Raw genomic sequence first — 23,020 nt, 5'->3', positions numbered from 1 at the left:
GGGCGGCCGCCACGTCGGCGAGGCTCGGCACGGGCGACGCGACGGCGGCTCGGAGGTCGACGCCGGTGCGCCGGGTGATGCGCTCGAGCATCGTGCCGGTCCACCGCGCGAGCCCGGCACCCCGCAGACGGGGGACGAGAACGTAGATGCGGGACTCCGTCGTCGTGGCGAGGGACTCGCGGGCGAAGGCGCTGGCGTGCAGCCGGACGGCGGCGGCGATCTCGCCGATGGACGGGGAGGAGGGCCAGGATGGCGTGGAGGCGCCGACCTCGTCGACAGCCGGCGACGAGGTCGACCGGCGCCCGGCGGCGTCGCGCGGGGCAATGCCGATGACGGCCGCACGGCCGGTCGCGGGAACCGACAGGGCGGCCGCCAGCGAGGGCACGTCGACCCCGCCGCCTCGCAGCCCGAGCAGGCGCTGGATCTGCAGGGCCTCCTGCGTCGGTGCGCGGCGCGCGCGGTCGATGAGCCGGGCCGCGACGGCGGCGGAGCCCTCGAGAACCGCCCCGGCGTCCGGGTCGAGGGGCCGCGCACCCTCCTGCAGCCAGATCGTTCCCAGCGACGGGGCGGGGGTCCGCGGCCCTGGCTGGGGACGCAACCCCGCCTCGGGGAGGGACCGGGGGCCACCCCCGGTGGGCCGGACGTCGCCCACCGAGGGCCGGACGTCGCCGGCGAGGGACCGGATGTCGACGGCGAGCCGGCGCCGCCAGCCCAGCTCCTCGTCGGCGGGCACCTCGACGACGCCGGGCTCGCTGCGCAGCCGGTCGTAGACGCCCCAGTCGCGCAGCCGGCGCAGATACTCAGCGGGCCCCTCGCGCCCGAGGATGGACAGCATCCGCAGCTCGTCGGCGGCGCCGTCGGTCGCCGAGTACGCCAGCAGCTGGGAGCGGTCGTCCTCGATGCTCACGAGCCCACCGGTCAGCCCGGCAACCGTCTGCGCGAGTCCGTAGAGGTCGTCCTCGCCGCCGAGACGGTCACCGTCGCCGCCCTCGGGCGACGACCGCGTCGCGCCGTGGAGCAGGGATCCGACCGTCGTGAGGACGAGGTCGACGCGCGCCTGGGCATGGATCGTGACGAGGGCGACACCGGCCCGCTCGGCGGCCGCGACGAGGCTCGGCGACGTGTCCTTCGACGCCACCGCAACGGGTCGCGATGCGGGCTCCGCGGACGCCAGCCACGCTCCCGCCCGCTCGGCCGTCACCCCGACGAGGAGACAGAGGTCGCCGGCGACCGCGGGCCCCTCCGACGCCGCGCCGGACCCTCCGGTCCGCAGGTCGACACCCTCGAGGAGTGCGACGCTGTGGACCGTCACGTCGGCCCCGCGGGGCGCCGTCTCGACCGTGGCCACCGTCGTGCCCAGGGCGTGGACGAGGCTGGTGAGCGGCGCACCGGCCGAGGCGGGGATGGGATCGGTATGCGGGGACCTGGAACGCGCTGGGGACACGGGCGGACCTCATCGAGGGTGGGGACTGAGGGTATTGGTCGATCCTACGAGAAGAGTGCCTCAGTCTTGTCGGCCTCGCCAACGCGAGCGGACCCTCGTCTGCCGTTGACTGATCCTCGACAGAACCCGCCGACATGGCACTCGAGAGGAACAGCCCGTGGACGCCGTCACCCAGGTCCCCACTCCGGTCAACGAGCCCGTGCACGACTACGCACCGGGGTCGCCCGAGCGCGCTCGGCTCCGCCACGAGCTCGAGACGCTCGCCGCCGACCCCCTCGACATCCGGCAGGTCATCGACGGCCGGCACCGGACGGCGGAGGGACCCGCATACGAGGTGGTCCAGCCGCACCGCCACGCGGCGGTCATCGGCCGCTACGCCGAGGCGACCCGCTCCGACGTCGCGGACGCGGTCGAGGCCGCCGACCGAGCCTCGGCAGGCTGGCGGGAGCTGTCCTACGACGACAGGGCGGCTGTCTTCCTGCGGGCGGCGGACCTCCTCGCGGGTCCGTGGCGTGAGCGTCTCGCCGCCGCCACGATGCTCGGGCAGTCCAAGACGGCCTACCAGGCCGAGATCGACACGCCGTGCGAGCTCATCGACTTCTGGCGGTTCAACGTCCACTACGGGCGGCAGCTGCTCACCGACCAGCCGATCTCGTCCCCCGGGGTGTGGAACCGGGTCGACCACCGGCCGCTCGAGGGGTTCGTCTACGCGATCACACCCTTCAACTTCACCGCGATCGCCGGAAACCTCCCGACCGCACCCGCCCTCATGGGCAACACCGTCGTGTGGAAGGCCGCCCCGACCCAGGCGGCGGCCGCCTACGTGACGATGGAGCTCCTCGAGGCGGCCGGTCTGCCCGCCGGGGTCATCAACCTCGTCCTCGGCGACGGACCGCTCGTCTCGGAGGTCGCCCTCGCCGACTCGAGGCTCGCCGGCATCCACTTCACCGGCTCGACGGCGACCTTCCAGACCCTGTGGCAGCAGGTCGGCAACCGGCTGTCGACCTACCGCAGCTACCCGCGGCTCGTCGGCGAGACGGGGGGCAAGGACTTCGTCGTCGCCCACGCCTCCGCCGACCCCGACGTCCTCTCGACCGCGCTCATCCGGGGCGCCTTCGACTTCCAGGGCCAGAAGTGCTCCGCCGCCTCCCGCGCCTTCGTCCCGAGCTCGCTGTGGGCGCGCATGGGCGACTCGTTCCTCGACAAGGTGTCGGCGCTGCGCTACGGCGACGTCACGGACTTCGCCAACTTCGGCGGCGCCGTCATCGACCAGCGCTCCTTCGACCGCAACGCCGCGGCCATCGAGCGCGCGAAGGCGACCGACAGCATCACCGTCGTCGCGGGCGGCTCGTGCGACGACTCCGAGGGCTTCTTCGTCGACCCGACCGTCCTGCTCGGCACCGACCCCACGGACGAGGCATTCCGCACCGAGTACTTCGGGCCGATCCTGTCCCTCCACGTCTACGACGACAGCGCGCCGAGCGCATACGGCGACGTCCTCCGGCTCGTCGACGAGGGCAGCCCCTACGGCCTCACCGGGGCCGTCGTCGCCCAGGACCGGGCCGCGATCGTCGAGGCCGACCACGCCCTGCGGTTCGCGGCCGGGAACTTCTACATCAACGACAAGCCGACCGGTGCCGTCGTCGGGCAGCAGCCCTTCGGCGGAGGGCGTGCCTCCGGCACGAACGACAAGGCCGGGTCCGCCCAGAACCTGCTGCGCTGGACCTCCGCCCGGACCGTCAAGGAGACGTTCGTCCCGCCCCGCGACCACCACTACCCGCACCAGGCCCCCGAGCAGGCCGACGCCACGAACGGAGCGAGCCGATGAGCGCGTTCACCCTGTCCAACCCGGCCCGTCCGGTCCTCCTCGCGGCCGCCCGGTCGGAGCGGCTCGAGCGGATGCTGAGCCGGTCGAAGATCACCCGCTCCCTCGTCTCGCGGTTCATCCCGGGCGAGGCCGAGGAGGCGGTCATGGAGGCCGTCGGCCGGCTGCTCGCTGCCGGGCACGCGATCTCGGTCGACTACCTCGGCGAGGACATCAGCCATCCCGAGGAGGCCGACCGGACCGTGGCGGCCTACGTCTCGCTCCTCGAGGCGTACCGCCGGCTCGAGGTCCCCGCGACCGACGGCGTCTCGCGGCTCGAGGTCTCCATCAAGCTCTCCGCCCTCGGCCAGTCGCTGCCCGGCGACGGCGAGGCGCTCGCGCTGCGCAACGCGCGGACCATCTGCGCGGCCGCGGAGACGGCGGGCGCCTGGGTGAACGTCGACGCCGAGGACCACACGACGACCGACTCGACGCTCGGGATCGTCCGCGAGCTGCGCAAGGACTTCCCGTCGGTCGCGACGGTGCTGCAGGCATACCTCCACCGCACCGAGGCCGACTGCCGCGACCTCGCCGGCGCCGGCTCGCGCATCCGCCTGTGCAAGGGCGCCTACAAGGAGCCCGCGGAGGTCGCCTTCCAGGGCAAGGAGGACGTCGACGCGGCCTACCTGCGCTGCCTGAAGGTCCTCATGGAGGGCGACGGCTACCCGATGGTCGCCTCCCACGACCCGAGGATCATCGAGGCCGCGCAGTCCTACGCCCGGGAGGCGGGCCGCTCCCCCCACGACTTCGAGATCCAGATGCTCTACGGCATCCGCCCCGAGGAGCAGGACCGCCTCGTCGGCGAGGGACTCACGATGCGGACCTACGTCCCCTTCGGCGACGACTGGTACGGGTACTTCATGCGGCGCCTCGCCGAGCGGCCGGCGAACCTCGTCTTCTTCCTCAGGTCCCTCGTCGGGCGGAAGTGACCTGAGGGCACCCGAAGAGGCGGCTCAGGGCAGCGCGACGTGCTGGGGTGTCAGCTCCTCCAGGGCGGTGACGCCGAGGAGGCGCATGGTCCGTTCGATGTCGGTGCGCAGGATGTCGATGGCGCGGTCGACCCCGGCTCGTCCGCCCGCCATGAGGCCGTAGAGATAGGCGCGGCCGACGAGCGTGAAGCGGGCGCCGAGGGCGACAGCGGCGACGATGTCGGCACCGGTCGTGATGCCGGTGTCGAGGTGGATCTCCAGGTCGGTGCCCACCTCGCGGGCGACGTCGGGCAGGATTCGCAGGGGGACGGGAGCACGGTCGAGCTGGCGGCCGCCGTGGTTGGACAGGGTGATGGCGTCGACACCCAGGTGGGCGCAGTGGCGGGCGTCGGCGACGGTCTGGACGCCTTTGACGACGACCTTGCCGGGCCACTGGTCGCGGATCCAGGCGAGGTCGTCGTAGGTGACGGTGGGGTCGAACATCGTGTCGAGCAGCTGGGCGACGGTGCCGGGCCATCGGTCGAGGGAGGCGAAGGCGAGTGGTTCGGTGGTGAGCAGGTTGATCCACCAGGCGGGGCGGGTGGCGGCGTCGATGACGGTGTGGGCGGTCAGCTGCGGGGGGATGGTGAAGCCGTTGCGTGTGTCCCGAAGCCGAGCGCCTGCGACCGGGACGTCGACCGTGACCAGCAGGGTGTCGTAGCCGGCTCTTGCTGCGCGGTCGACGAGGGCCATGGACCGTTCGCGGTCCCTCCACATGTACAGCTGGAACCAGTTGCGGCCGCCCGGTGCGGCGGCGGCGACGTCTTCTATGGAGGTGGTGCCCATGGTGGAGAGGGCGAACGGTATGCCGGCGGCGGCGGCCGCGGCCGCGCCTGCGCGTTCACCTTCGTTCTGCATCATCCGGGTGAACCCGGTGGGGGCGATCCCGAAGGGCAGCTCGACGCGACTGCCGAGGACGTCCCAGCCGGTGTCCACCGTCGACACGTCGCGCAGGATGGCGGGGTGGAACGTGAGGTTGGCGAAGGTGTCGCGTGCGCGGCGCAGGGAGGTTTCGGCCTCGGCGGCACCGTCGGTGTAGTCGAAGGCAGCCGAGGGGGTGCGGCGTTTGGCGATCCGGCGCAGGTCCTCGATCGTCAGAGCCGCGTCGAGGCGCCGTCGGGTGGCGTGAAGTTCCGGCCTCTTGAACCGGATGAGGGGCCGCAGGTCGTGGGGACGGGGAAGCTGACGTCGGGGGCGTGCCGCGCCGATGGAGGGCGCGCTCGAACGTGGTTGTGGTGCAGCGGGTTCCGTCGTCTCGGCGGGGTTCGCGTGGTCGGGGGCGAGAGTCATGCGGTAGCTCCGGTCGGCATGGTGACGGTGCGACGGGGTTGGTAGGCCGTGGGCCAGGTCGTGCGGTGGACGAGTGATCTCAGATCCTCCAGCGTCCCGGTGAGAAGCCCTGCGGCTCGTGCTTGGATGAGGATGTTGCCGGTGGCGGTGGCTTCGACGGGTCCGGCGAGGACGGTGCGGCCGGCGCGATCGGCGATGAGCTGGCACAGCAGCGCGTTCTGGCTGGCTCCGCCGACGATGTGCACCGTCTCGATCGGAACACCGGTGAGGTGTTGCAGCTCGTCGAGGGTGCGGGCGTAGGAGAGGGCGAGGCTCTCCAGGATGGACCGCATGACGACGTTCCGCTGGGCGCCGGCCAGGCCTGGCGCGAGTTCGACGATCCGCGTCGGCATGTCGCCGCCCGGCACGAGGGAGGGGTCGTCGACGTCGAAGAGGACGCGGTCTGTGGCGTCGACGGCCTCGCCGATCAGAGCTGGGAGGTCGACACGAGATCCGTCGCGTTGCCAGGCGTTGACGCACTCGTTGACCAGCCACATGCCCATGCGGTTGCGCAGGTAGCGGGTGCGCCCGTCGACCCCGGCCTCGTTGGTGAAGTCGGCCTGGCGGGACTGGTCGGTGAGGATCGGGTGGTCTGTCTCGACGCCGATGAGCGACCAGGTGCCGGAGCAGATGTATGCGGCGTCTCGGCTGGTCATGGGGACGGCGACGACCGCGGAGGCGGTGTCGTGCGAGCCCACCGCCACGACGGGCAAGGCGGTGCTTCCCAGGTCGGCAGCGACGTCGGGGGTCAGCGCGCCGACGAGATCGCCGGGGGCGGCCAAGGGCGGCAGCAGGCGGGGTGGCAGGTCGAGGGTGGCGGCGAGCGGCGTGTGCCAGGTGCCGGTGGTGACGTCGAGCAGGCCGGTGGTGGAGGCGTTGGTGCGTTCGGCGCGTCGGGCGCCGGTCAGCCAGTATGCGATGAGGTCGGGCACGAGCAGCATCGTCGTGTCGTCGTCGAGGAGTCCGTCGAGCCGGTCGACGGTCAGCTGGTAGAGGGTGTTGAAGGGCAGGAACTGCAGCCCGTTCGTGGCATACAGCTCCTCGGCGGTGAGGAGGTCGCGCACGGCGGCGACGCCGCGGGCGGTGCGCTCGTCGCGGTAGTGGTAGGGGGTGGAGACGAGGCGGTCGCCGCGCAGCAGGGCGTAGTCGACGGCCCAGGAGTCGATACCGATGCTGAGCAGGTTCGGTTCGGCGGCGACGGCCTTGCGCAGGCCGACGAGGACGTTGCGGTAGAGCTCGTAGATGTTCCAGTGCAGTCCGTCGCGGGTGCGGACGGGGGTGTTGGGGAACCGGTGGACGTCGTCGATGTCGAGCCGGTCGGGGCCGACGCGGCCGAGGACGACACGACCGCTGGTCGCGCCGAGGTCGACGGCCGCGACAACCCCGCCGGTCATCGGAGGAACGCGGCGGCGACGCCGGCGTCGACGGGGATGTGCAGCCCGGTGGTGTGGGTCATCTCCGGCCCGCAGAGCGCGAAGACGGCGTTGGCGCAGTGCTCGGGCAGTACCTCGCGCTTGAGCAGGGTCCGCTGGGCGTAGAAGGCGCCGAGGTTCTCCTCCTCCACGCCGTAGACCTTGGCGCGGGAGGCGCCCCAGCCGCCGGCGAAGATGCCGGAGCCGCGGACGACGCCGTCGGGGTTGACGCCGTTGACCTTGATGCCGTGCTCGCCCAGCTCGGCGGCGAGGAGGCGGACCTGGTGGGCCTGGTCGGCCTTGGTGGCGGAGTAGGCGATGTTGTTGGGGCCGGCGACGATGGAGTTCTTGCTGGAGATGTAGACGATGTCGCCGCCCAGCTTCTGGGCGATGAGGACCTTCGCGGCGGCCTTGGACACGAGGAAGGATCCCTTGGCCATGACGTCGTGCTGCAGGTCCCAGTCGGCGACCGTCGTCTCCAGCAGCGGCTTGGACAGGGACAGGCCGGCGTTGTTGACGACGAGGTCGAGGCCACCGAAGGCGAGGACGGCGGCGTCGACCATGGCCTGGACGGCGTCCTCGTCGGAGACATCGGCGGCGACGCCGACGGCGACGTCGGTGGTGCCGAGGTCGGCGGCGGCCGCGGCGGCCTTGGCACCGTCGAGGTCGGCGAGGACGACACAGGCGCCTTCGGCGGCGAGCTTGGCGGCGGTGGCCCTGCCGATGCCGGAGGCGGCGCCGGTGACCAGGGCGATGCGGGTGGCCAGCGGCTTGGGCTGGGGCATCCGGGCCAGTTTGGCCTCCTCCAGGGCCCAGTACTCGATGCGGAACTTCTCGGACTCCTCGATCGGGGCGTAGGTCGACAGGCCCTCGGCGCCGCGCATGACGTTGATGGCGTTGACGTAGAACTCGCCGGCGACGCGAGCGGTCTGCTTGTCCTTGCCGTAGGAGAACATGCCGACGCCGGGGATGAGGATGACCAGCGGGTCGGCGCCGCGGATGGCGGGGGAGTCGGGGGTGGCGTGGCGGTCGTAGTAGGCCTGGTAGTCGGCGCGGTATGCCTCGTGCAGCTCCTCGAGTCGGGCGATGGACTCCTCGACTCCGGCGGTGGCGGGCAGGTCGAGGAGCAGCGGGGTGACCTTGGTGCGCAGGAAGTGGTCGGGGCAGCTGGTGCCGAGCGCGGCCAGGCGCGGGTGCTCGGCGTGGCCCAGGAAGTCGAGAACGACCTCGGAGTCGGTGTAGTGACCGACCATCGGCTTGTCGGCCGATGCGATCGCTCGCAGGGTCGGGGCCAGCGCGGCGGCCTTTGCCCGCCGCTCAGCCGTGGATAGCCCGGCATATCCCGGCAGGGGTGCGCCGAACGGCTCGGGCTTGGAGTGCTCGGCGATGTAGGCGGCGGCGGTGTCGAGGATGGTCAAGGAGTTGGTCTCGCATTCGTCGGAGGTGTCGCCCCAGGCGGTGATGCCGTGGCCGCCGAGGATGCACCCGATGGCTTGGGGGTTGGCGTCCTTGATGGCGGCGATGTCAAGGCCGAGCTGGAAGCCGGGGCGGCGCCACGGAACCCAGACGACGGTGTCGCCGAAGATCTGTTTGGTGAGGGCCTCGCCGTCGGCCGCGGTGGCGATGGCGATGCCGGAGTCGGGGTGCAGGTGGTCGACGTGGGCGGAGTCGACGAGGCCGTGCATCGCGGTGTCGATGGAGGGGGCGGCGCCGCCCTTGCCGTGCAGGCAGTAGTCGAAGGCTGCGACCATCTCATCTTCCTGGTCCACCCCGGGGTAGACGTCGACGAGGGCGCGCATCCGGTCCAGTCGCAGGACGGCCAGGCCGGGCTCGGTGAGGGTGCCCAGGTCGCCGCCGGAGCCCTTGACCCAGACCAGGTCGACGCTCTCACCGGTGACGGGGTCGGTCTCGGTGCCCTTGGCGGAGGTGTTGCCGCCGGCGTAGTTGGTGTTCTTGGCGTCTGCTCCCAGCCGGTTGGAGCGGGCGATCAGGTCAGCGACTGCGGGGTTCGTCATCGGTACGTCGTTCCTTGTGGAGGGGTCGATGGTTCTGGTGGGTGTGCGGGGAGACTGTTGATGTCAGGCGCCCCAGCCGGCCTGCTGGCCGCCGACCCGGTCAGCGGCGACCTGTTGCAGGTAGCCGGACTCGGCGAAGGCGGCCATCGGGTCGGCGGGCAGTCCCTTGGAATCCCGCCAGGCGGCGAGGTCGCGCCGCACGTCGGTGTAGAAGGCGTCCATGAGGACGCCGTTGGCGGTCAGCACGTCGTTGGCGGCTTGGGCCGTGGCCAGGGCCTCACGGTCGATGAGCAGGGCCCGGGCAGTCATCTCGGCGACGTTGAGGACCGAGCGGATCTGGCCGGGGATCTTGTCCTCGATGTTGTGGCACTGGTCGAGCATGAACGCGACGCCGGTGGCGGGGTCCAGGCCACCCCCGCGGACGACCTCGGCCATGATCCGGAACAGCTGGAAGGGGTCGGCGGCGCCGACGATGAGGTCGTCGTCGGCGTAGAAGCGGGAGTTGAAGTCGAACGCGCCGAGCTTCCCCAGCCGCAGCAGCTGGGCGACGATGAACTCGATGTTCGTGCCCGGGGCGTGATGCCCGGTGTCCAAGCAGACCATCGCCCGCTCCCCGAGCGCGGCGACCTGGACGTAGGAGGTGCCCCAGTCCGGGACGTCGGTGGCGTAGAACGCCGGCTCGAAGAACTTGTACTCCAACACCAGGCGCTGGTCGCCCGACAGCTGACCGTAGATCTCCGTCAGAGACTCGGCCAGGGTGTCCTGCCGTTGGCGCAGGTCGTTCTGGCCGGGATAGTTGGACCCGTCGGCGAGCCAGATCTTCAGGTCCCGGGAGCCAGTGGCCGTCATGATCTCGACGCATCGCAGATGGTGGTCGATCGCCGTGCGGCGCACGCCCGGGTCGGCCGCCGCCAGCGACCCGAACTTGTAGACGTCGTCCTGGAAGGTGTTGGAGTTGATGGTGCCGATCCGTAGCCCGCGATCCTCGGCATACGACCGGAGGGCGGCGAAGTCGTCGACCAGATCCCACGGGATGTGCAGCGCCACGGCGGGGGCGAGCCCGGTGAAGCGGTGCACCTGAGCCGCGTCGTCGATCTTCTCCTGCACCGTGCGGGGGGTGCCGCGGGAGCCGAACACCTTGAACCGCGTTCCGCTGTTGCCGTAGGCCCACGACGGCACCTCGATCGCGAGGGTCTCCAGTCGGGGGGTGATCTCCTCGAAGGTGGTCATGACGTCTTCTCTCTGGATCGTTCGGACAGGGTGAGCAGCTGGTCCTCCAGGTGGAAGACCTCCTCCAGTTGGACGAAGCCGGTGTCGGGAGCTGCCTCGCCGAGGTCATCGAAGAACTCGGCCATCTCCCGCTGCCATCGTGCGTTGACCTCGGTGGCGGCCATCCCTGCTTGGGCGAGCTCGAGGGATTCGGTCTCGAGATAGCCGATGAGCAGTCCGTCCGGTCGCAGGAAGAGGGAGTAGTTGCCCCACCCTGTGGCGTGCAGGGCCCGCAGCATGTCGGGCCAGACGGCGCGGTGGCGGGCTGTGTACTCCTCGATCCGCTCAGGGCGGACCTGGAGCTGGAAGCACACGCGGTTCATGAGGTCACCATGGTCGAGGTGGTGCAGACGCCGACCGGGGCCCGTGGCGGGCTTGGGCCCCGGCCGGCGCGGCAGGGGTGGAGCCGGGTCAGAAGTCGAACTTGTCGATGTTGGCGGCGTTGAAGGCAGTGGGGTCGCCCAGCAGGACGACGCCGTCGGCGCCCACCTTGTAGTCGCCGAGGGTGCCGGCGGTGAAGCTGTCACCCTCCTTGCCGGTGATCTCACCCTTGGCGAGGGCGGCCGCTGCGTAGGCGGCGAGGTAGCCCAGGTCCGTGGGGTTCCACAGGTAGAACTCCTTGACAGTGCCGTCCTTGACGTACTTGCGCATCTGGTTGGGGGTTCCGAGGCCAGTCAGGGCCACCTTGCCCTTCTCCTTGGAGGTGGACAGGTAGCGCGCCGCGGCGGCGATCCCGACGGTCGTCGGCGAGATGATGCCCTTGAGGTTGGGGTGGGTCTGCAGCAGGGCGGCGGTCTTGTCGAAGGAGGTCTGGTCGTCGTCGTTGCCGTAGACGGTGTCGACGAGCTTGACGTTCGGGTGGTCCTTGGTCAGGTCCTCCTTCATCAGGGCGATCCACGCGTTCTGGTTCGTCGCGTTGGCCGCCGCCGACAGGATCGCGATCTCGCCGGAGTCACCGATCTGCTTGGCGATGCCATCCACCTGCGCCTTGGCGATGCCATCGGGCGAGGCCTGGTTGACGAAGATGTCGCGATACTGAGGGTCGGTGTCGGAGTCGAAGGTGACGACCTTGGTGCCGGACTGCTTGGCCTGCGTCAGCGCGGAGCCGATGGCCTTGGGATCGTTGGCGGAGATGACGATGGCCGAGGCGTGCTGCTGCGCGGCGGTGTTGATGTACTGGACCTGCGCATCCGGGCTCGCGGTCTGCGGGCCGACCTGGGAGTAGGTGCCGCCGAGCGCCTCGACCGCCTTCTTGCCGCCGGCGTCGCTGGCGTCGAAGTAGGGGTTGCCGAGGTTCTTGGGGATGAAGACGATGTTGAGGGCCTTGGCAGCGTTGGTGGCGCTGCCCGATCCGGACGAACCGGAGTCGGTGGAGGCCTTGCTGCAGCCAGTCAGGGCCAAGGCGACCGAGACTCCGGCCGCTGCGACCATCGCGCTACGTCGGGTGAGGGTGGGCATGGATGGGTTCCTTTCACTTCACTGTGAAGCGACGCCGGCGGGCGTCTGTGAGGGGGCCTTGCCCCGGGACCGCCTGGCTGCGACGTCGGAGACCCACGCCAGGACACTTGTGGAGAGAACGGACAGCACGAGCAGCAGGCCGATGATGATGTTGATGACGTTGACCGTGACGCCCTCCAGGCGCAGCGCGCTGGAGATGACGCCGATGAGCAGGACGCCGGCGATGACGCCGGGCAGCTTGCCGCGGCCGCCGAAGATCGACACCCCGCCGAGCAGGACGGCGGCGATGACCTGCAGCTCCAGCCCGGTCGCGTTGTCGCCCCGGGCGGAGCCGTAGCGGAGCGTGAAGTAGATCCCGGCCAGGGCCGACACGACCCCGGTGAAGACGAACAGCAGCAGCTTGGTCCGCTTGACGTCCACGCCGCTGAACTGGGCGGCTTCGCTGGACAGGCCGATGTCATAGATGCCTCGGCCGAAGGGGGAGAAGTGCAGCAGCAGGATGAACACGACGGCCAGGACGAGGAAGAGGATCATGACGGTCGGTATGCCGGTGGCGCCGATGATCGTGGCGGCCTGGTCGGTCCAGCCCGTGGGGAAGTCGGTGACGGCCGTCGTGCCGAGCAGGCCGACGGCGATGCCGCGGTAGAGCGCCAGCGTGCCGATGGTGACCGCCAGCGACGGGAGGCCGACGTAGGCGACGAGGAACCCGTTGAACGCCCCGCAGACCAGGCCGACGACCAGCGCGGCCAGGCAGGAGGCCGCCATGCCCAGGCCGTGCTCGTGCAGGAGCCCGACCAGGGCGCTGGACAGGCCGACGACGGAGGCGACGGACAGGTCGATCTCTCCGGTGATGATGACCAGGGTCATCGGCAGCGCGATGAGCAGGATGGTCGTCATGTCCAGCAGCAGGTAGGTCAGGGTCAGGGTGTCGCCGAAGTAGGGGATGTTGCTGTAACCCCACATCGAGATGATGACGACCAGGGCGATGACGGCGGCCTCCCGGCTGAGCAGCAGGCGTCGCCACAGCGGGTGGGCGTAGGCGGGGTAGGTCTTCTCGCTCATTGCTCGTCCCTTGCCTCGATGAGCTTGCGGGCCTGACGGGCCGCGAGGACCCGGTCCAGGATGATGGCGGCGATGATGAGTGCGCCGACGAGGGCCTGCTGCCAGAAGTCGGAGATCCCCACCATCGGCAGTGCGCTGTTGATGGTGACCAACAGCACGGCGCCGATCGAGGCGCCCCACACGGTGCCCGACCCGCCGAAGATGGCCACACCGCCGACGACGGCGGCGGCGACGGCCTGCAGCTCGATGCCGGTGCCGGCGTCGGAGGAGACCGTGCCGTACCGCGCCGCGTAGACGACTCCGGCCAGGCCCGCCAGCGCGCCGGACAGGACGAACGCGCCGATCACCCGTCTGCGGACGGGCAGGCCGTAGAGGACCGCGGCGTCCGGGTCGGACCCGATGGCATACAGCTCACGGCCGGAGCGGGCGGTCTGCAGGAAGTAGCCGACCGCGACGACGATGATCATCGCGATGATGAACAGGACCGGGATGGTGAGGATCTGCGCGGTGCCGAGGTTGAGGAACCCGTCGGGCATCTGTGACGCGCTGATGATGCTGGACCCGGCCCAGGTCAGCACGATCCCGCGGAAGATGTAGAGCGTGCCGAGGGTGATGACCAAGGCGGGCACCTTGCCGTAGCCGACCAGGACGCCGTTGACCAGGCCGAGCACGGCTCCGGCGAGCAGCCCGGCGCCGAAGCCGACGATCCACGGGATACCGGGGTGGGCGATGAACAGCTCACCGGTCAGCCACGCGGACAGGCCGAGGACGGACCCGACGGACAGGTCGACGTTGCGGGTGATGATGACGACGGCCTGTCCGACGGCCAGGAGCAGCATCATCGCCGGGGTGAGCAGCAGGTTGCGCCAGCCGGTCGCGGAGAAGACGAAGTCGGGGCTCTTGATGGTGGCGGCGGCGATGACCACGAGCAGGGCGATGGCGATGGACAGCTCGCGGGAATGCAGCAGGGTCTTGAGGATCCGCTCCCGGCGCGGCATGGCGCTGGGCTCGACAAGCAGGGCGGTCCCTTCGTCCAGGTCGACGGCGGGCTGGGTCTCGGAGGTCATGAGGCCATCTCCTGGCTTGCGGTGGCGGCGTGCATGACACGCTCGGGGGTGGCCTCGTCGCGGGACAGCTCGGCGGTGAGCCGGCCCTCGCAGACGACGAGGACCCGGTCGGCCATGCCGAGGACCTCGGGCAGCTCGGAGGAGATCATCAGGATCGCCATGCCCTGACCCGCCAGCTCCGACAGCAGCCGGTGGACCTCCGACTTGGTGCCGACGTCGATGCCCCGGGTCGGCTCGTCGATGATGAGCAGGTCCGGCTCCGAGGCGAGCCACTTGGCGATGACGACCTTCTGCTGGTTGCCGCCGCTCATCGTGCGTGCGGGCGCGTCCAGGCTGCTCGTCTTGACCTCCAGTCGGGAGGCCCAGGGGGTGACCGCCTTGTTCTCGGCGGCTCGGGTGAGCAGGCCTCCCTTGGTGAGGTGCTGGCGGATGACGGCGGCGATGTTCTCCGCCACCGAGCCGTCGGTCACCAAGCCCTGCTGGCGTCGGTCCTCGGGGATGAAGGCCATTCCGGACCTGATGGCCGCGTGCGGGCTGGCCGTAGGCACCGGGCGGCCCTTCATCGTCACGGTGCCAGCGGCGTACCGGTCGACACCGAAGACGGCCCGGGCGATCTCACTGCGACCGGCACCGACGAGCCCGGCCAAGCCGACGATCTCGCCGCGCCGGACGCTGAAGGAGACGTCGTGGAAGACACCAGGGGAGGTCAGGCCGGCCACGTCGAGGACGACGTCGCCGACCTCGGTCTCCTGCTTGGGGAACAGGTCGGCGACCTCGCGTCCGACCATGAGGTTGACGATCTCGCCGATCCTTGTCTCGGCGATGGGTCGGGTCGCGATGTAGGAGCCGTCCCGCATGACCGTGACGGTGTCGCACAGGGCGAAGACTTCATCGAAGCGGTGGGAGATGAACACCACGGCCCGCCCCTCGTCCCGCAGCTGACGGGCGACGGTGAACAACCGCTCGACCTCCACGCCGGACAGCGCCGCGGTTGGCTCGTCCATGATGAGGACCTTGGCGTCCAGGGAGATGGCTTTGGCGATCTCGATGATCTGCTGGTCGGCGATGGACAGCCCGAGCGCCGGGCGGCGAGGGTCGATGTGCACGCCCAGCCCGGCGAACAGTCGCTCGGCCTCGGCGTACATGGCGGCCTTGTCGATCCGGCGTCCACGTCCGAGGATCTGGCGCCCCATGAAGATGTTCTCGGTCACGGACAGGTCAGGGAAGAGGGTCGGCTCCTGGTAGATGACCGCAACCCCGGCCGTCTTGGACTCCGCAGTGGACCCGAAGTCCTGTGGCTGGCCGTCCAGGACGAAGTCTCCGCCGTCGCGGCGGTGAACGCCGGCGACGATCTTGACCAGCGTCGACTTCCCGGCGCCGTTCTCACCGACCAGCGCGTGGATCGATCCGGCGTGGGCCTCCAGGTTGACCGACCGCAAGGCGACGACCGGCCCGAACGACTTGGACACGTCGTTCAGCTGCAGCATCGCCGCGGAGTGTGGGTTTGGCATGAGCACCTTGCCTCGTTGAAAGGATTCAAGCACGATGAATGTAGGACCGCACAACGGTCCTGTCAAGTAACGATTCAATTCTTCGGTCGTGGGTCAGTAGTCTCGACCCGGATCACCCACCCAGCCCGTTCGCTCGGAGAAGAGGAGAGGCGCAGATGGCGGCTCAGACCGGTCGTGTCCGCATCGGCGACGTCGCTCGCCGGGCCGGCGTGTCGGTGGGCACCGTGTCCAACGTCCTCAACCGCCCACAGATCGTCACCGAGGAGACTCGGCACCTGGTCGAAGCCGCGATCCACGACCTCGGCTTCGTGCCCAACGCCTCCGCCCGCCAGCTGCGAGAGGGCGCTTCACGGGCTGCGGGAGTGCTTGTGCTCGACATCGCCAACCCCTTCTTCATGGAGATGGCTCGTGGGATCGAGGACCGGCTCATCGCCGACGGCTTGACGATGGTGCTGTCCAGCTCCGACGGCGACCCCGAGCGCGAGCGCCGGGTCTTGGAGCAGTTCGCCCAGCAGCGACTCCGTGGAGTGCTGCTCACCCCGTCTCGACGGACGGTCGAGAACCTGGGGGTCCTGACGAGCCAGGGCACGCGGGTGGTCTTCCTCGACCACAAGCCCCGCGGTCAGCAGTTCGATGCCGTCGTCACCGACGATGCAGCCGGCGCGAGGACCGCGGTCCAGCACCTGCTCCACCTCGGTCACCACCGGATCGGGTTCATCAACGGTCCACTCGCCCTGCAGCAGTGCCGGGAACGACGTACCGGTGCTCGTCGCGCCATCCGGTCGAGCAGCGCCGGGGCCACCCTCGTCGAGCTGGAGATCGACGAGCTCAACGCCGCCGGTGGAGAGGCCGGCATGCATCGGCTCATGGACGACGACCCGGAGGTGACGGCGGTGTTCTGCGTGAACGACCTCGTCGCCCTCGGGGCCCTTCGATACGCCCGCGAGCATCAGGTCCGGGTTCCCGATCAGGTCTCCGTGATGGGCTACGACGACGTCACCTTCGCGGGGGAGCTGGCTGTTCCCCTGTCGTCGGTCCGGCAGCCCACCTACCAGCTCGGATGGCAGGCGGCCGACCTCCTCCTCACCCCGGACACGCCGCGTCAGATCGTCTTCCAACCCGAGCTCGTGGTGCGCGCCTCGACAGGTGCGGTGCCGGCTGGTCGACGGCGGGGACGTACGGCCGGATGAGTCCCGGCGCCCGCCTCGGAACCGCGTGGGGCCCCGGCCTCAGCCGGCGGGGGAGTATGCGGTGGGGGTGAGGCTGGTGCTCCGGATGGCCCCCCAGGGCGGTGCGTCGCCGAAGCCCTCCGCGAGGCTCGCCCATTCCGGCGTGCTCCTCAGCCGCTGCCAGGTGGCCGCGCGGTGGTCGTCGTCGCGGAACCCGAGGAGGTAGACGAAGACGTCCTCCTCGTCCTCGTGCCCCGTCCAGTAGCCGAGCTCCTGCACGCCGGCGGCCTGGAGAACGGGCCGGACGTGGTCGGTGATGACGGTGTCGAGGTCGTCCTGCCGTCCGGCGGGGACGGTGTAGCGGCGCAGTTCGTAGAGCATGGTCGGTCCTCGTTCCTGGAGGGGTGCGGGTGGCGTGCTGATGTGGGGAGGGGTCAGCGGGGGCGGTGCTGGAAGCCCGAGGCGGGGATGACGTCCGGCAGCAGCCGTTCGTCGGGACCGTAGTCGGAGCGGGGGTGGAAGAAGAGGCGGGGGACGCTCTCGAGGTGCCGCAGGCGGTCCGCATACCGCCGGAGCATCTCGTCCCGGCCCTCGTCGTCGGCCTTGCCGGGCATGTGGGTGGCGAACGGCTGGAGGACGTCGAAGCCGCTGTAGCGCAGCAGCCCGTTGTGGACCGGCCAGAGGACGTCGAGGAGGGCGCCGTCGATGCCGTCGGGCGCGTACGTGTCGGCCGACGTCCCGGTCGTCACCGACACCATGGCGAGCTTCCCGGCGAGCAGACCCGTGTCGTACTTGTGGCCGGGCAGGTAGGCGAAGCCGCGGGTGAGGACGCGGTCGGCCCAGCCCTTGAGGATGGCAGGCATGGAGAACCACCACATGGGGTACTGGAGGATGAGCAGGTCGGCGCGGGTCAGCTTGGCCTGCTCGGCGAGGACGTCGGGGGCGACGGCGTCGTGGCGGTGCGCCCAGGTCTGCTCCCGGTCGATCCGCAGGTATGCCGGGTCCTCCCGGGTGGCGTAGTCGTCGGCGTCCGCGACGGCCTTGAACCGCATGGCATAGAGGTCGCTGACCTCGACGGTGTGGCCGGCCTCGGTGAGGGTGGCCACGGCCTGCCCGGTGAGGGCGCCGTTGAAGGAGGCCGGCTCGGGGTGGGCGTGGACGATGAGGACGTGCACGGTCAGGTCCCTGGCTGCCGGGTCCTGCGGGCGAGGAGGACCACCCCGGCGTCGTCGGCCGTGTCGAAGTAGACGAATCCGCTGCCGTCGTCCCGCTGTCCGCGCATGAGGACGCGGAGGCCGAGCGCAGCGGCCTGCTCGACGGCGGAGGCGACGTCGTGCTCGAACCCGATGTGGAAGACGCCCTCGCCGTGCTCGTCGAGGAACCGTCGTTGCGGGCAGTCGAGCTCGGGGGGCTGGCACAGCTGGAGCTGGACGTTGTCGAGATCGACGACGCGGTACCGCATCCGGACGAAGGCCTGCGGGTTGGGGACGTCGAGGTCGACGTACTCCGAGAGGGGCGGGTAGGCCTGCCACGGCCCGATGCCGATCGACTCGTAGTAGGCCTGGGCCTCGTCGATGTCGTGGACGACGAGGCAGATGTGGTGCAGCCGGCGGAAGGGCGTGTCCATCGGTGTCTCTCCTGGGCGGTTGGTCGGGCGGTTGCTCGGCTCGTGAGGCGGGGCGACGGCTCAGGGCAGGAGCAGTCCGGCCGTCTGGGTCGTCATGATGGCGGTGGCGCGGTCGACGCCGACGCGGGTCTGCAGGTCGTGCAGCCAGGGTCCGACGGCGGTCGCGGGGGCGGGGTGGTCGGCATGGCCGAGGTCGCCGCCGAAGACGAGCAGCGACGTCGGGTAGGTGCGGGTGAGGCCCAGGCTGGCGTGGTCGGCGTCGCCGAGCAGGTCCGGCAGGATGCCGAGCTCGAGGTGGACGTCGAGGGCCCGGAGCGCGGCGGAGGTCTCGGGCGTCCAGTGGAGGAAGGCCATGAGCGGATGGTTGACGAGCAGCCGGCGGACCCCGCGTCGGCGGGCCTCGGTGAAGAGGGTGACGGTCTCGGTGGCCGCGAGGTGTCCGCTGGCGAGGAGCAGGTCGTGCGCGGCGACGACGTCGAGCACGTCGTGCCAGGCGGGCAGGAGGCCCCCGGCTGGGTCGGTGACCGCGACGGCACCGAGCTCGAAACCGCGGTGGACGGACAGCTCCGGGGAGGAGGCGCCGGCCTTGTGGTTCGGCGCGGAGACGGTCGGCATCCAGACGACGCGGCCGCCGAGCCGGGCGGCGACCTCGACGGCGTCGGGATTGGCGCCGCCGACGGGGCTGTTGAGGACGACGCCGCCGTGGACGCCGTCGCCGGCGATGGCGGCGCGCTCGACGGTGCTGCCCTCGTGGGACTTCAGGACGACGACGTCGAAGCCCACCCGGCGCTCGGCCGCGACGGTCTCGGCGTCGTCGCCGTGCCGGGGCAGCAGACTCGGCGCCGCGTGGACGTGGAGGTCGGCCATCCCGGTGGCCCACTCCGGAACGGCGGTGGCCGGCGTCGTCATGTCAGCTCGATCCACGCGGTGACCGGGTGCTCGGCGAGCCGGCGGCGCTGGACCTTGCCGGCGGCGGCGTCGCGCGGCAGGTCGGCCACGTGGGCGACGGCGACGGGCCGCATGAACGCCGGCAGCTCGCCGATGCGGTCGCGCAGGGCCGCGACGGGCACGTCGTCGGCGACGGCATACAGGACGACCTCCTCGTCGACGAGCGTGCCGCGACGCTTCCAGATCGCGTGGTCGCGCAGGCCGGGGACCGTGGCGAGATGGCTCTCGACGAAGGGGATCGGGACGAACTCGCCCTTGACGCGGATCGACTCCGTGGCCCGCTCGAGGAAGACGAGCCCACCGTCGGGGGCGACGCGGCCGAGGTCCCCGGTGTCGAACCAGCCCTCCTCGTCGCGGGCCGGGTCGATCCCGCCGGGGGTCGCGTACCCGTCGAACAGGGCCGCGTGCTCGCGTTCCCGGACGTGGATGATCCCGGCGTCGTCGAGACGCCAGTCGACGTCGGCGCGCGAGCGACCGCCGTGCCGGCTCGCATCGTCGGGCAGATCGTCGCCGGTGTCCCACCGCTTCAGGTGGGAGACGCCTCCGGCCTCGGTGGATCCGTAACCCGAGACGGCGCAGGGGATGCCGAACCGGTGGAGGAACTCGCGGTCGGCGTAGAACATGGTCCGGACCCGGTGTCCGGCTGCCTGCTCCGCGGTCGTGGACCTCTTGAGGATCTCCACCGGCGGGGCATGCAGGACGAGGACGGTGACCCGCTCGCCGACGACGGCGGGCCAGAAGCCGCCGGCGGAGAACCTCCCGACGGTGAGGGCGTCGGCGCCCGTGAGCAGCGCGGTGACGATGCCGTAACCCATCGGGTTGATGTGGAACAGCGGCAGCGGGGCGAGGACGGCGTCGTCGGGCGTGAGGTCGAGCGCGTCGGCCATGGCGGCGGCCATCCGGGTGAAGTAGTCGTGGGTCTGGGCGCACAGCTTGGGCAGTCCGGTCGTGCCGGACGTATGCATGTAGGAGGCGATGTCGAACGGGTCAGCCTGCAGGCCGGGCAGATCCGCGGGGTCGGCGAGACCGGAGCCGTGCGCGTCGGCGACGTCGTCGGGCCCGAGGACGCGGGCCGGCGACAGGGGAGCGAGCATCTCCTCGACGAGGTCGCCGGGGTAGGTCGGGTTGACGAGGGCCACGGGCAGCCCGGCGAGGAGACACGCCAGCCAGCTGACGACGTAGCCGGTCGAGGTGGCGTCGACGAGAGCCACCGGGTCACCGGGCCGAAGCCCCGAGTCGAGCAGGTCCCGGGCGCGGGCCGCTGCATACCCGACCGCGTCGCGCAGGTCGAGCCGGTCGTCGACCGTGCCCACCTGCAGGTGGGGCCGCGCCGTGGCCTGGGCGACGATCGTGGCGGCGAGGTTCGTCGTCATGCGAGTCCCTCGTGCCCCTCGTCGCGCAGGACGCACCGGGCGATGTAGTTGTTCATGATCTCGGCCGAGCCGCCGGCGACCTTGAGGACCTTGATGTCGTTGTCGATGTCGGTGTAGGGCGTGTCGTGGTAGAGGCCGTGGCCGCCGACGAGGCTGTACGCGGCGTCGTTGGCGCGCTCGGCCGCGGTGATGGCCAGCCGCTTGGCGGTCGTCGTCCGCAGCGCGAGGTCCTCTCCGCGGGCGTGGGCGAGGGCCGCGTCGTCGCGGGCGAGCGAGGCGGCCTGCAGGGCGGTCCACGCGTCGGCGACGGTCCACTGGATACCCTGGAAGTCGGTGACGAGCTGGTCGCCGACCTGGCGCTGCCCGGCGTACCGCAGGCCGAGCTCGAGGGAGCGGCGGCCGAGGCCGATGAGCTCGGAGGCGTTGCCGAGCCGGCTGATGTTGAAGGTCGACAGGAAGGTCTGCAGGCCGCCGCCGGCGGGTCCGAGGCGGGCGGCGTCGGGAACGCGCACCTCGTCGAGGACGACGTCGGCGGTCCGGATGAGCCGCAACCCGATGGCCCGCGTGACGTGGGTCCGGATGCCGGGCAGGGTCATGTCGACGAGGAAGCAGGTCAGGCCCTCCTCGGCGACGGCGTAGAAGAGCGTCACGTCGCAGTCGGCGCCGAGGTTGATGTGGGTCTTGCTGCCCGTGAGGATCCAGTCCTCGCCGTCGCGGACGGCGGTGGAGGCCATCGCCTTGAAGGAGGACCCGGCGTTCTTCTCGCTGATGCACTCCGAGAAGACGATCTCCCCGGTGGCGATGCCCCGCAGCCACCGCTCCTGCTGCTCCGCGGTGCCCCAGTCGAGCAGCCAGCGCTGGCCCTGTGCGGCGATCTGCCCGGACACCAGGCCGTGCCGGCCGACCTCCTCGGCGATGACGGAGTACTCCGCCACCCCGCCGCCGAGGCCGCCCCACTCGGTCGGGACGAGCGGGCCGAGGTACCCCCGGCGGCCGAGCTCGGCATACAGCTCCCGGGGGAACCTGTTGGCCCGGTTGGCGATGTCGAGCTCGGTGCGGTGCTCCTCCCCGAAGGCGGCGAGATCGGCCGCCGTCCGCTCGATCCACGCGGACATCGGCGGATCGGTACGCAGGATGGGGTACATCAGGACTCCTCCGGGCGGGGACGGGACAGCGACCACAGCTGGCGGGCGCGCTCGATCTCGACGGCACGGTCCCAGTCGGCGGCGTCGAGGACGGTGCGGCGCAGGGTGAGCGTCAGTGCCCGGGCGAGGGCGGGGTCGGCGGCCAGGTGCGTCACGGTGCGCTCGACGGTATGCCGGAGGTCGCCCGGTGCCACGACGTCCGCCGCGAGGCCGGTCGCCAGGGCCCGGTCGGGGGTGATGGGCCGGGCGAAGACGCCGGCGGAGGCCGCGATCCCGGCTCCGGCGGCGCGGGCCAGCAGGTGGAGGTGACCGCCGCCGGGATGGATGCCGAGGCGGGCGAACCCGGACACGAGCCGGGCGCGGTCGGTGAGGATGCGCAGGTCGGCGGCGAGGGCGAGGTTGAGGCCTGCGCCCACCGCGGCCCCGTCGACCGCGGCGACGGTCGGCACCGTCATCGTCCCGATCCGCCGGAACGCCGCGTAGAGCGCGTCGAGCCCCTCGTATGCGGTGTGCGGGGCCGTCGTCCGCAGCCCGGCGAGGGCGGTGGTGTCGGCCCCGGAGCAGAACGCCCCGCCCGACCCCGTCACGACGGCCACCCCGATGGTCGGGTCGTCGTCGACGCGGTCGCACACGGCGACGAGGTCCGCCGCGGCGGCGGCGTCGAGGGCGTTGCGGGTGCCGGGACCGTCGAGGGTGACCCAGGCGACGCCGGCGGCGAGATCGAGGTGGACTGCGGTGCCGGCCATCGTCAGAACACCAGGTCCACGTGGCCCGCGGCGGCGGTGGCGCCGGCGAACCGCTCGGGTCGCAGCGCGGTGGTGTCGAGGCTCGTGACGGCGCCGGTCGTCACCTGCTCGGCGACGAGTCGGCCGAGCTCCGGTGCCTGCATGAGTCCGTGGCCGGAGAAGCCGCACGCGTCGACCCACGTCGGAGCGCTCGGCTCGGGGCCGAGGATGCCGTGGAGGTCGGGGGTGTTCTCGTACGTCCCCGCCCAGCACGCGGCCGGGTCGAGCGGGATGTCGGCGACCCAGGGGAACCGGGCGACGGCCATGCCGAGCACCGTCTCCATCCACGGCCAGTCGACCTCCGTCGTGTACCCGTCGACCTCGTCGGGGCGGGCTCCGCCGAACAGGACGCGGTCACCCTCGCTGCGCAGGTACACCCCGCTCGTGAAGTCCACGGTCATCGGCAGCGGACGCGTCACCGCCCCGGCGGCCGAGGCGTAGACGTTCCGCCGGGAGTGGACGACCGGCACGTCGAGGCCGGCCAGCGCGCCGACCTCGCCGGCCCAGCCGCCGGCGGCGTTGACGACGTGCTCCGCGCGGATCGCGCGACCGGCGGCGTGGACGGTCCACGCGC

At 71.2% G+C, this 23,020-nt stretch carries 21 protein-coding genes; 3 read left to right on the top strand and 18 right to left on the bottom strand.

All coding sequences use genetic code 11. From position 1 onward, the window contains the following. Positions 1 to 1,444: hypothetical protein (locus tag BN12_RS06495; protein WP_162233058.1), on the bottom strand; the 1,444-nt coding region annotated here is incomplete at its 3' end. A gap of 157 nt (positions 1,445 to 1,601) precedes the next feature. Here BN12_RS06495 and pruA point away from each other — a divergent pair. Further along, entirely contained in the window at positions 1,602 to 3,272 is a 1,671-nt protein-coding gene (gene pruA / locus BN12_RS06490; RefSeq protein WP_048551035.1) for an L-glutamate gamma-semialdehyde dehydrogenase, read from the top strand. Next, on the top strand, positions 3,269 to 4,237 hold the full coding sequence (locus BN12_RS06485; protein ID WP_048551033.1) for a proline dehydrogenase family protein: 969 nt from the start codon (positions 3,269 to 3,271) through the stop codon (positions 4,235 to 4,237). The genes pruA and BN12_RS06485 overlap by 4 nt, the downstream gene beginning before the upstream one ends. A gap of 24 nt (positions 4,238 to 4,261) precedes the next feature. Here BN12_RS06485 and BN12_RS06480 read toward each other — a convergent pair whose 3' ends face one another. From BN12_RS06480 to BN12_RS06440, 9 genes are all read right to left on the bottom strand, one after another. Continuing rightward, a complete protein-coding gene (locus BN12_RS06480; RefSeq protein WP_083454460.1) occupies positions 4,262 to 5,566 on the bottom strand; it encodes an alpha-hydroxy acid oxidase in 1,305 nt (434 codons plus the stop codon). Continuing rightward, positions 5,563 to 6,999 (bottom strand): rhamnulokinase, encoded by a 1,437-nt coding sequence (locus BN12_RS06475; RefSeq protein WP_048551032.1) that lies wholly within the window; start codon positions 6,997 to 6,999, stop codon positions 5,563 to 5,565. Before BN12_RS06475 ends, BN12_RS06480 begins: the two co-directional genes overlap by 4 nt. Beyond that, a complete protein-coding gene (locus tag BN12_RS06470) occupies positions 6,996 to 9,032 on the bottom strand; it encodes a bifunctional rhamnulose-1-phosphate aldolase/short-chain dehydrogenase (protein ID WP_048551030.1) in 2,037 nt (678 codons plus the stop codon). The genes BN12_RS06475 and BN12_RS06470 overlap by 4 nt, the downstream gene beginning before the upstream one ends. A 63-nt stretch (positions 9,033 to 9,095) precedes the next feature. Next, positions 9,096 to 10,262: an L-rhamnose isomerase gene (gene rhaI, locus BN12_RS06465; protein ID WP_048551029.1), complete on the bottom strand. Its 1,167-nt coding sequence runs from the start codon at positions 10,260 to 10,262 to the stop codon at positions 9,096 to 9,098. After that, a complete protein-coding gene (locus tag BN12_RS06460) occupies positions 10,259 to 10,624 on the bottom strand; it encodes an L-rhamnose mutarotase (RefSeq protein WP_048551027.1) in 366 nt (121 codons plus the stop codon). Before BN12_RS06460 ends, rhaI begins: the two co-directional genes overlap by 4 nt. An 88-nt stretch (positions 10,625 to 10,712) precedes the next feature. Next, positions 10,713 to 11,759, bottom strand: coding sequence for a rhamnose ABC transporter substrate-binding protein (gene rhaS, locus BN12_RS06455; protein ID WP_048551026.1), 1,047 nt, complete (start codon positions 11,757 to 11,759; stop codon positions 10,713 to 10,715). 18 nt (positions 11,760 to 11,777) lie between these two features. Beyond that, positions 11,778 to 12,821 carry an ABC transporter permease gene (locus BN12_RS06450; protein ID WP_048551023.1) on the bottom strand — a complete coding sequence of 348 codons (1,044 nt, stop codon included), beginning with the start codon at positions 12,819 to 12,821 and terminating at the stop codon, positions 11,778 to 11,780. Further along, positions 12,818 to 13,888, bottom strand: a complete 1,071-nt coding sequence (locus BN12_RS06445; RefSeq protein ID WP_083454459.1) for an ABC transporter permease — start codon at positions 13,886 to 13,888, stop codon at positions 12,818 to 12,820. Before BN12_RS06445 ends, BN12_RS06450 begins: the two co-directional genes overlap by 4 nt. Further along, entirely contained in the window at positions 13,885 to 15,375 is a 1,491-nt protein-coding gene (locus BN12_RS06440) for a sugar ABC transporter ATP-binding protein (RefSeq protein ID WP_235432318.1), read from the bottom strand. The genes BN12_RS06445 and BN12_RS06440 overlap by 4 nt, the downstream gene beginning before the upstream one ends. 179 nt (positions 15,376 to 15,554) lie before the next feature. Here BN12_RS06440 and BN12_RS06435 point away from each other — a divergent pair, with 179 nt between their 5' ends. Then, positions 15,555 to 16,589: a LacI family DNA-binding transcriptional regulator gene (locus tag BN12_RS06435; RefSeq protein WP_048551021.1), complete on the top strand. Its 1,035-nt coding sequence runs from the start codon at positions 15,555 to 15,557 to the stop codon at positions 16,587 to 16,589. A gap of 39 nt (positions 16,590 to 16,628) precedes the next feature. Here BN12_RS06435 and BN12_RS06430 read toward each other — a convergent pair whose 3' ends face one another. The 8 genes from BN12_RS06430 to BN12_RS06395 form a co-directional block, all read right to left on the bottom strand. Next, positions 16,629 to 16,949: an NIPSNAP family protein gene (locus BN12_RS06430; RefSeq protein ID WP_048551018.1), complete on the bottom strand. Its 321-nt coding sequence runs from the start codon at positions 16,947 to 16,949 to the stop codon at positions 16,629 to 16,631. 53 nt (positions 16,950 to 17,002) lie between these two features. After that, entirely contained in the window at positions 17,003 to 17,743 is a 741-nt protein-coding gene (locus BN12_RS06425; RefSeq protein ID WP_048551016.1) for an NAD(P)H-dependent oxidoreductase, read from the bottom strand. A 2-nt stretch (positions 17,744 to 17,745) separates the two neighbouring features. Continuing rightward, positions 17,746 to 18,195 (bottom strand): VOC family protein, encoded by a 450-nt coding sequence (locus BN12_RS06420; RefSeq protein WP_048551014.1) that lies wholly within the window; start codon positions 18,193 to 18,195, stop codon positions 17,746 to 17,748. A gap of 60 nt (positions 18,196 to 18,255) precedes the next feature. Further along, positions 18,256 to 19,104 (bottom strand): DUF6282 family protein, encoded by an 849-nt coding sequence (locus BN12_RS06415; RefSeq protein ID WP_048551013.1) that lies wholly within the window; start codon positions 19,102 to 19,104, stop codon positions 18,256 to 18,258. Further along, positions 19,101 to 20,516: a class I adenylate-forming enzyme family protein gene (locus BN12_RS06410; RefSeq protein WP_048551010.1), complete on the bottom strand. Its 1,416-nt coding sequence runs from the start codon at positions 20,514 to 20,516 to the stop codon at positions 19,101 to 19,103. Before BN12_RS06410 ends, BN12_RS06415 begins: the two co-directional genes overlap by 4 nt. Beyond that, positions 20,513 to 21,661, bottom strand: a complete 1,149-nt coding sequence (locus BN12_RS06405) for an acyl-CoA dehydrogenase family protein (protein WP_053079967.1) — start codon at positions 21,659 to 21,661, stop codon at positions 20,513 to 20,515. Before BN12_RS06405 ends, BN12_RS06410 begins: the two co-directional genes overlap by 4 nt. Continuing rightward, entirely contained in the window at positions 21,661 to 22,407 is a 747-nt protein-coding gene (locus BN12_RS06400; protein ID WP_048551008.1) for an enoyl-CoA hydratase/isomerase family protein, read from the bottom strand. The genes BN12_RS06405 and BN12_RS06400 overlap by 1 nt, the downstream gene beginning before the upstream one ends. A 2-nt stretch (positions 22,408 to 22,409) precedes the next feature. After that, the coding region (locus BN12_RS06395; protein ID WP_157635679.1) for an NAD(P)/FAD-dependent oxidoreductase at positions 22,410 to 23,020 on the bottom strand (611 nt) is incomplete at its 5' end.

Source organism: Nostocoides japonicum T1-X7, assembly GCF_001046855.1.
GTDB lineage: Bacteria > Actinomycetota > Actinomycetes > Actinomycetales > Dermatophilaceae > Nostocoides > Nostocoides japonicum.
The sequence above is the reverse complement of the archived record's forward strand: the minus strand, read 5'-3'. Positions and strand labels throughout refer to the sequence as shown.

Coding starts and splice junctions, on each gene's coding strand:
- BN12_RS06485 (WP_048551033.1), top strand. CDS start 3,269: ATGAGCGCGTTCACCCTGTCCAACCCGGCCCGTCCGGTCCTCCTCGCG.
- BN12_RS06480 (WP_083454460.1), bottom strand. CDS start 5,566: ATGACTCTCGCCCCCGACCACGCGAACCCCGCCGAGACGACGGAACCC.
- BN12_RS06475 (WP_048551032.1), bottom strand. CDS start 6,999: ATGACCGGCGGGGTTGTCGCGGCCGTCGACCTCGGCGCGACCAGCGGT.
- BN12_RS06470 (WP_048551030.1), bottom strand. CDS start 9,032: ATGACGAACCCCGCAGTCGCTGACCTGATCGCCCGCTCCAACCGGCTG.
- rhaI (WP_048551029.1), bottom strand. CDS start 10,262: ATGACCACCTTCGAGGAGATCACCCCCCGACTGGAGACCCTCGCGATC.
- BN12_RS06460 (WP_048551027.1), bottom strand. CDS start 10,624: ATGAACCGCGTGTGCTTCCAGCTCCAGGTCCGCCCTGAGCGGATCGAG.
- rhaS (WP_048551026.1), bottom strand. CDS start 11,759: ATGCCCACCCTCACCCGACGTAGCGCGATGGTCGCAGCGGCCGGAGTC.
- BN12_RS06450 (WP_048551023.1), bottom strand. CDS start 12,821: ATGAGCGAGAAGACCTACCCCGCCTACGCCCACCCGCTGTGGCGACGC.
- BN12_RS06445 (WP_083454459.1), bottom strand. CDS start 13,888: ATGACCTCCGAGACCCAGCCCGCCGTCGACCTGGACGAAGGGACCGCC.
- BN12_RS06440 (WP_235432318.1), bottom strand. CDS start 15,375: ATGCTGCAGCTGAACGACGTGTCCAAGTCGTTCGGGCCGGTCGTCGCC.
- BN12_RS06435 (WP_048551021.1), top strand. CDS start 15,555: ATGGCGGCTCAGACCGGTCGTGTCCGCATCGGCGACGTCGCTCGCCGG.
- BN12_RS06430 (WP_048551018.1), bottom strand. CDS start 16,949: ATGCTCTACGAACTGCGCCGCTACACCGTCCCCGCCGGACGGCAGGAC.
- BN12_RS06420 (WP_048551014.1), bottom strand. CDS start 18,195: ATGGACACGCCCTTCCGCCGGCTGCACCACATCTGCCTCGTCGTCCAC.
- BN12_RS06415 (WP_048551013.1), bottom strand. CDS start 19,104: ATGACGACGCCGGCCACCGCCGTTCCGGAGTGGGCCACCGGGATGGCC.
- BN12_RS06410 (WP_048551010.1), bottom strand. CDS start 20,516: ATGACGACGAACCTCGCCGCCACGATCGTCGCCCAGGCCACGGCGCGG.
- BN12_RS06405 (WP_053079967.1), bottom strand. CDS start 21,661: ATGTACCCCATCCTGCGTACCGATCCGCCGATGTCCGCGTGGATCGAG.
- BN12_RS06400 (WP_048551008.1), bottom strand. CDS start 22,407: ATGGCCGGCACCGCAGTCCACCTCGATCTCGCCGCCGGCGTCGCCTGG.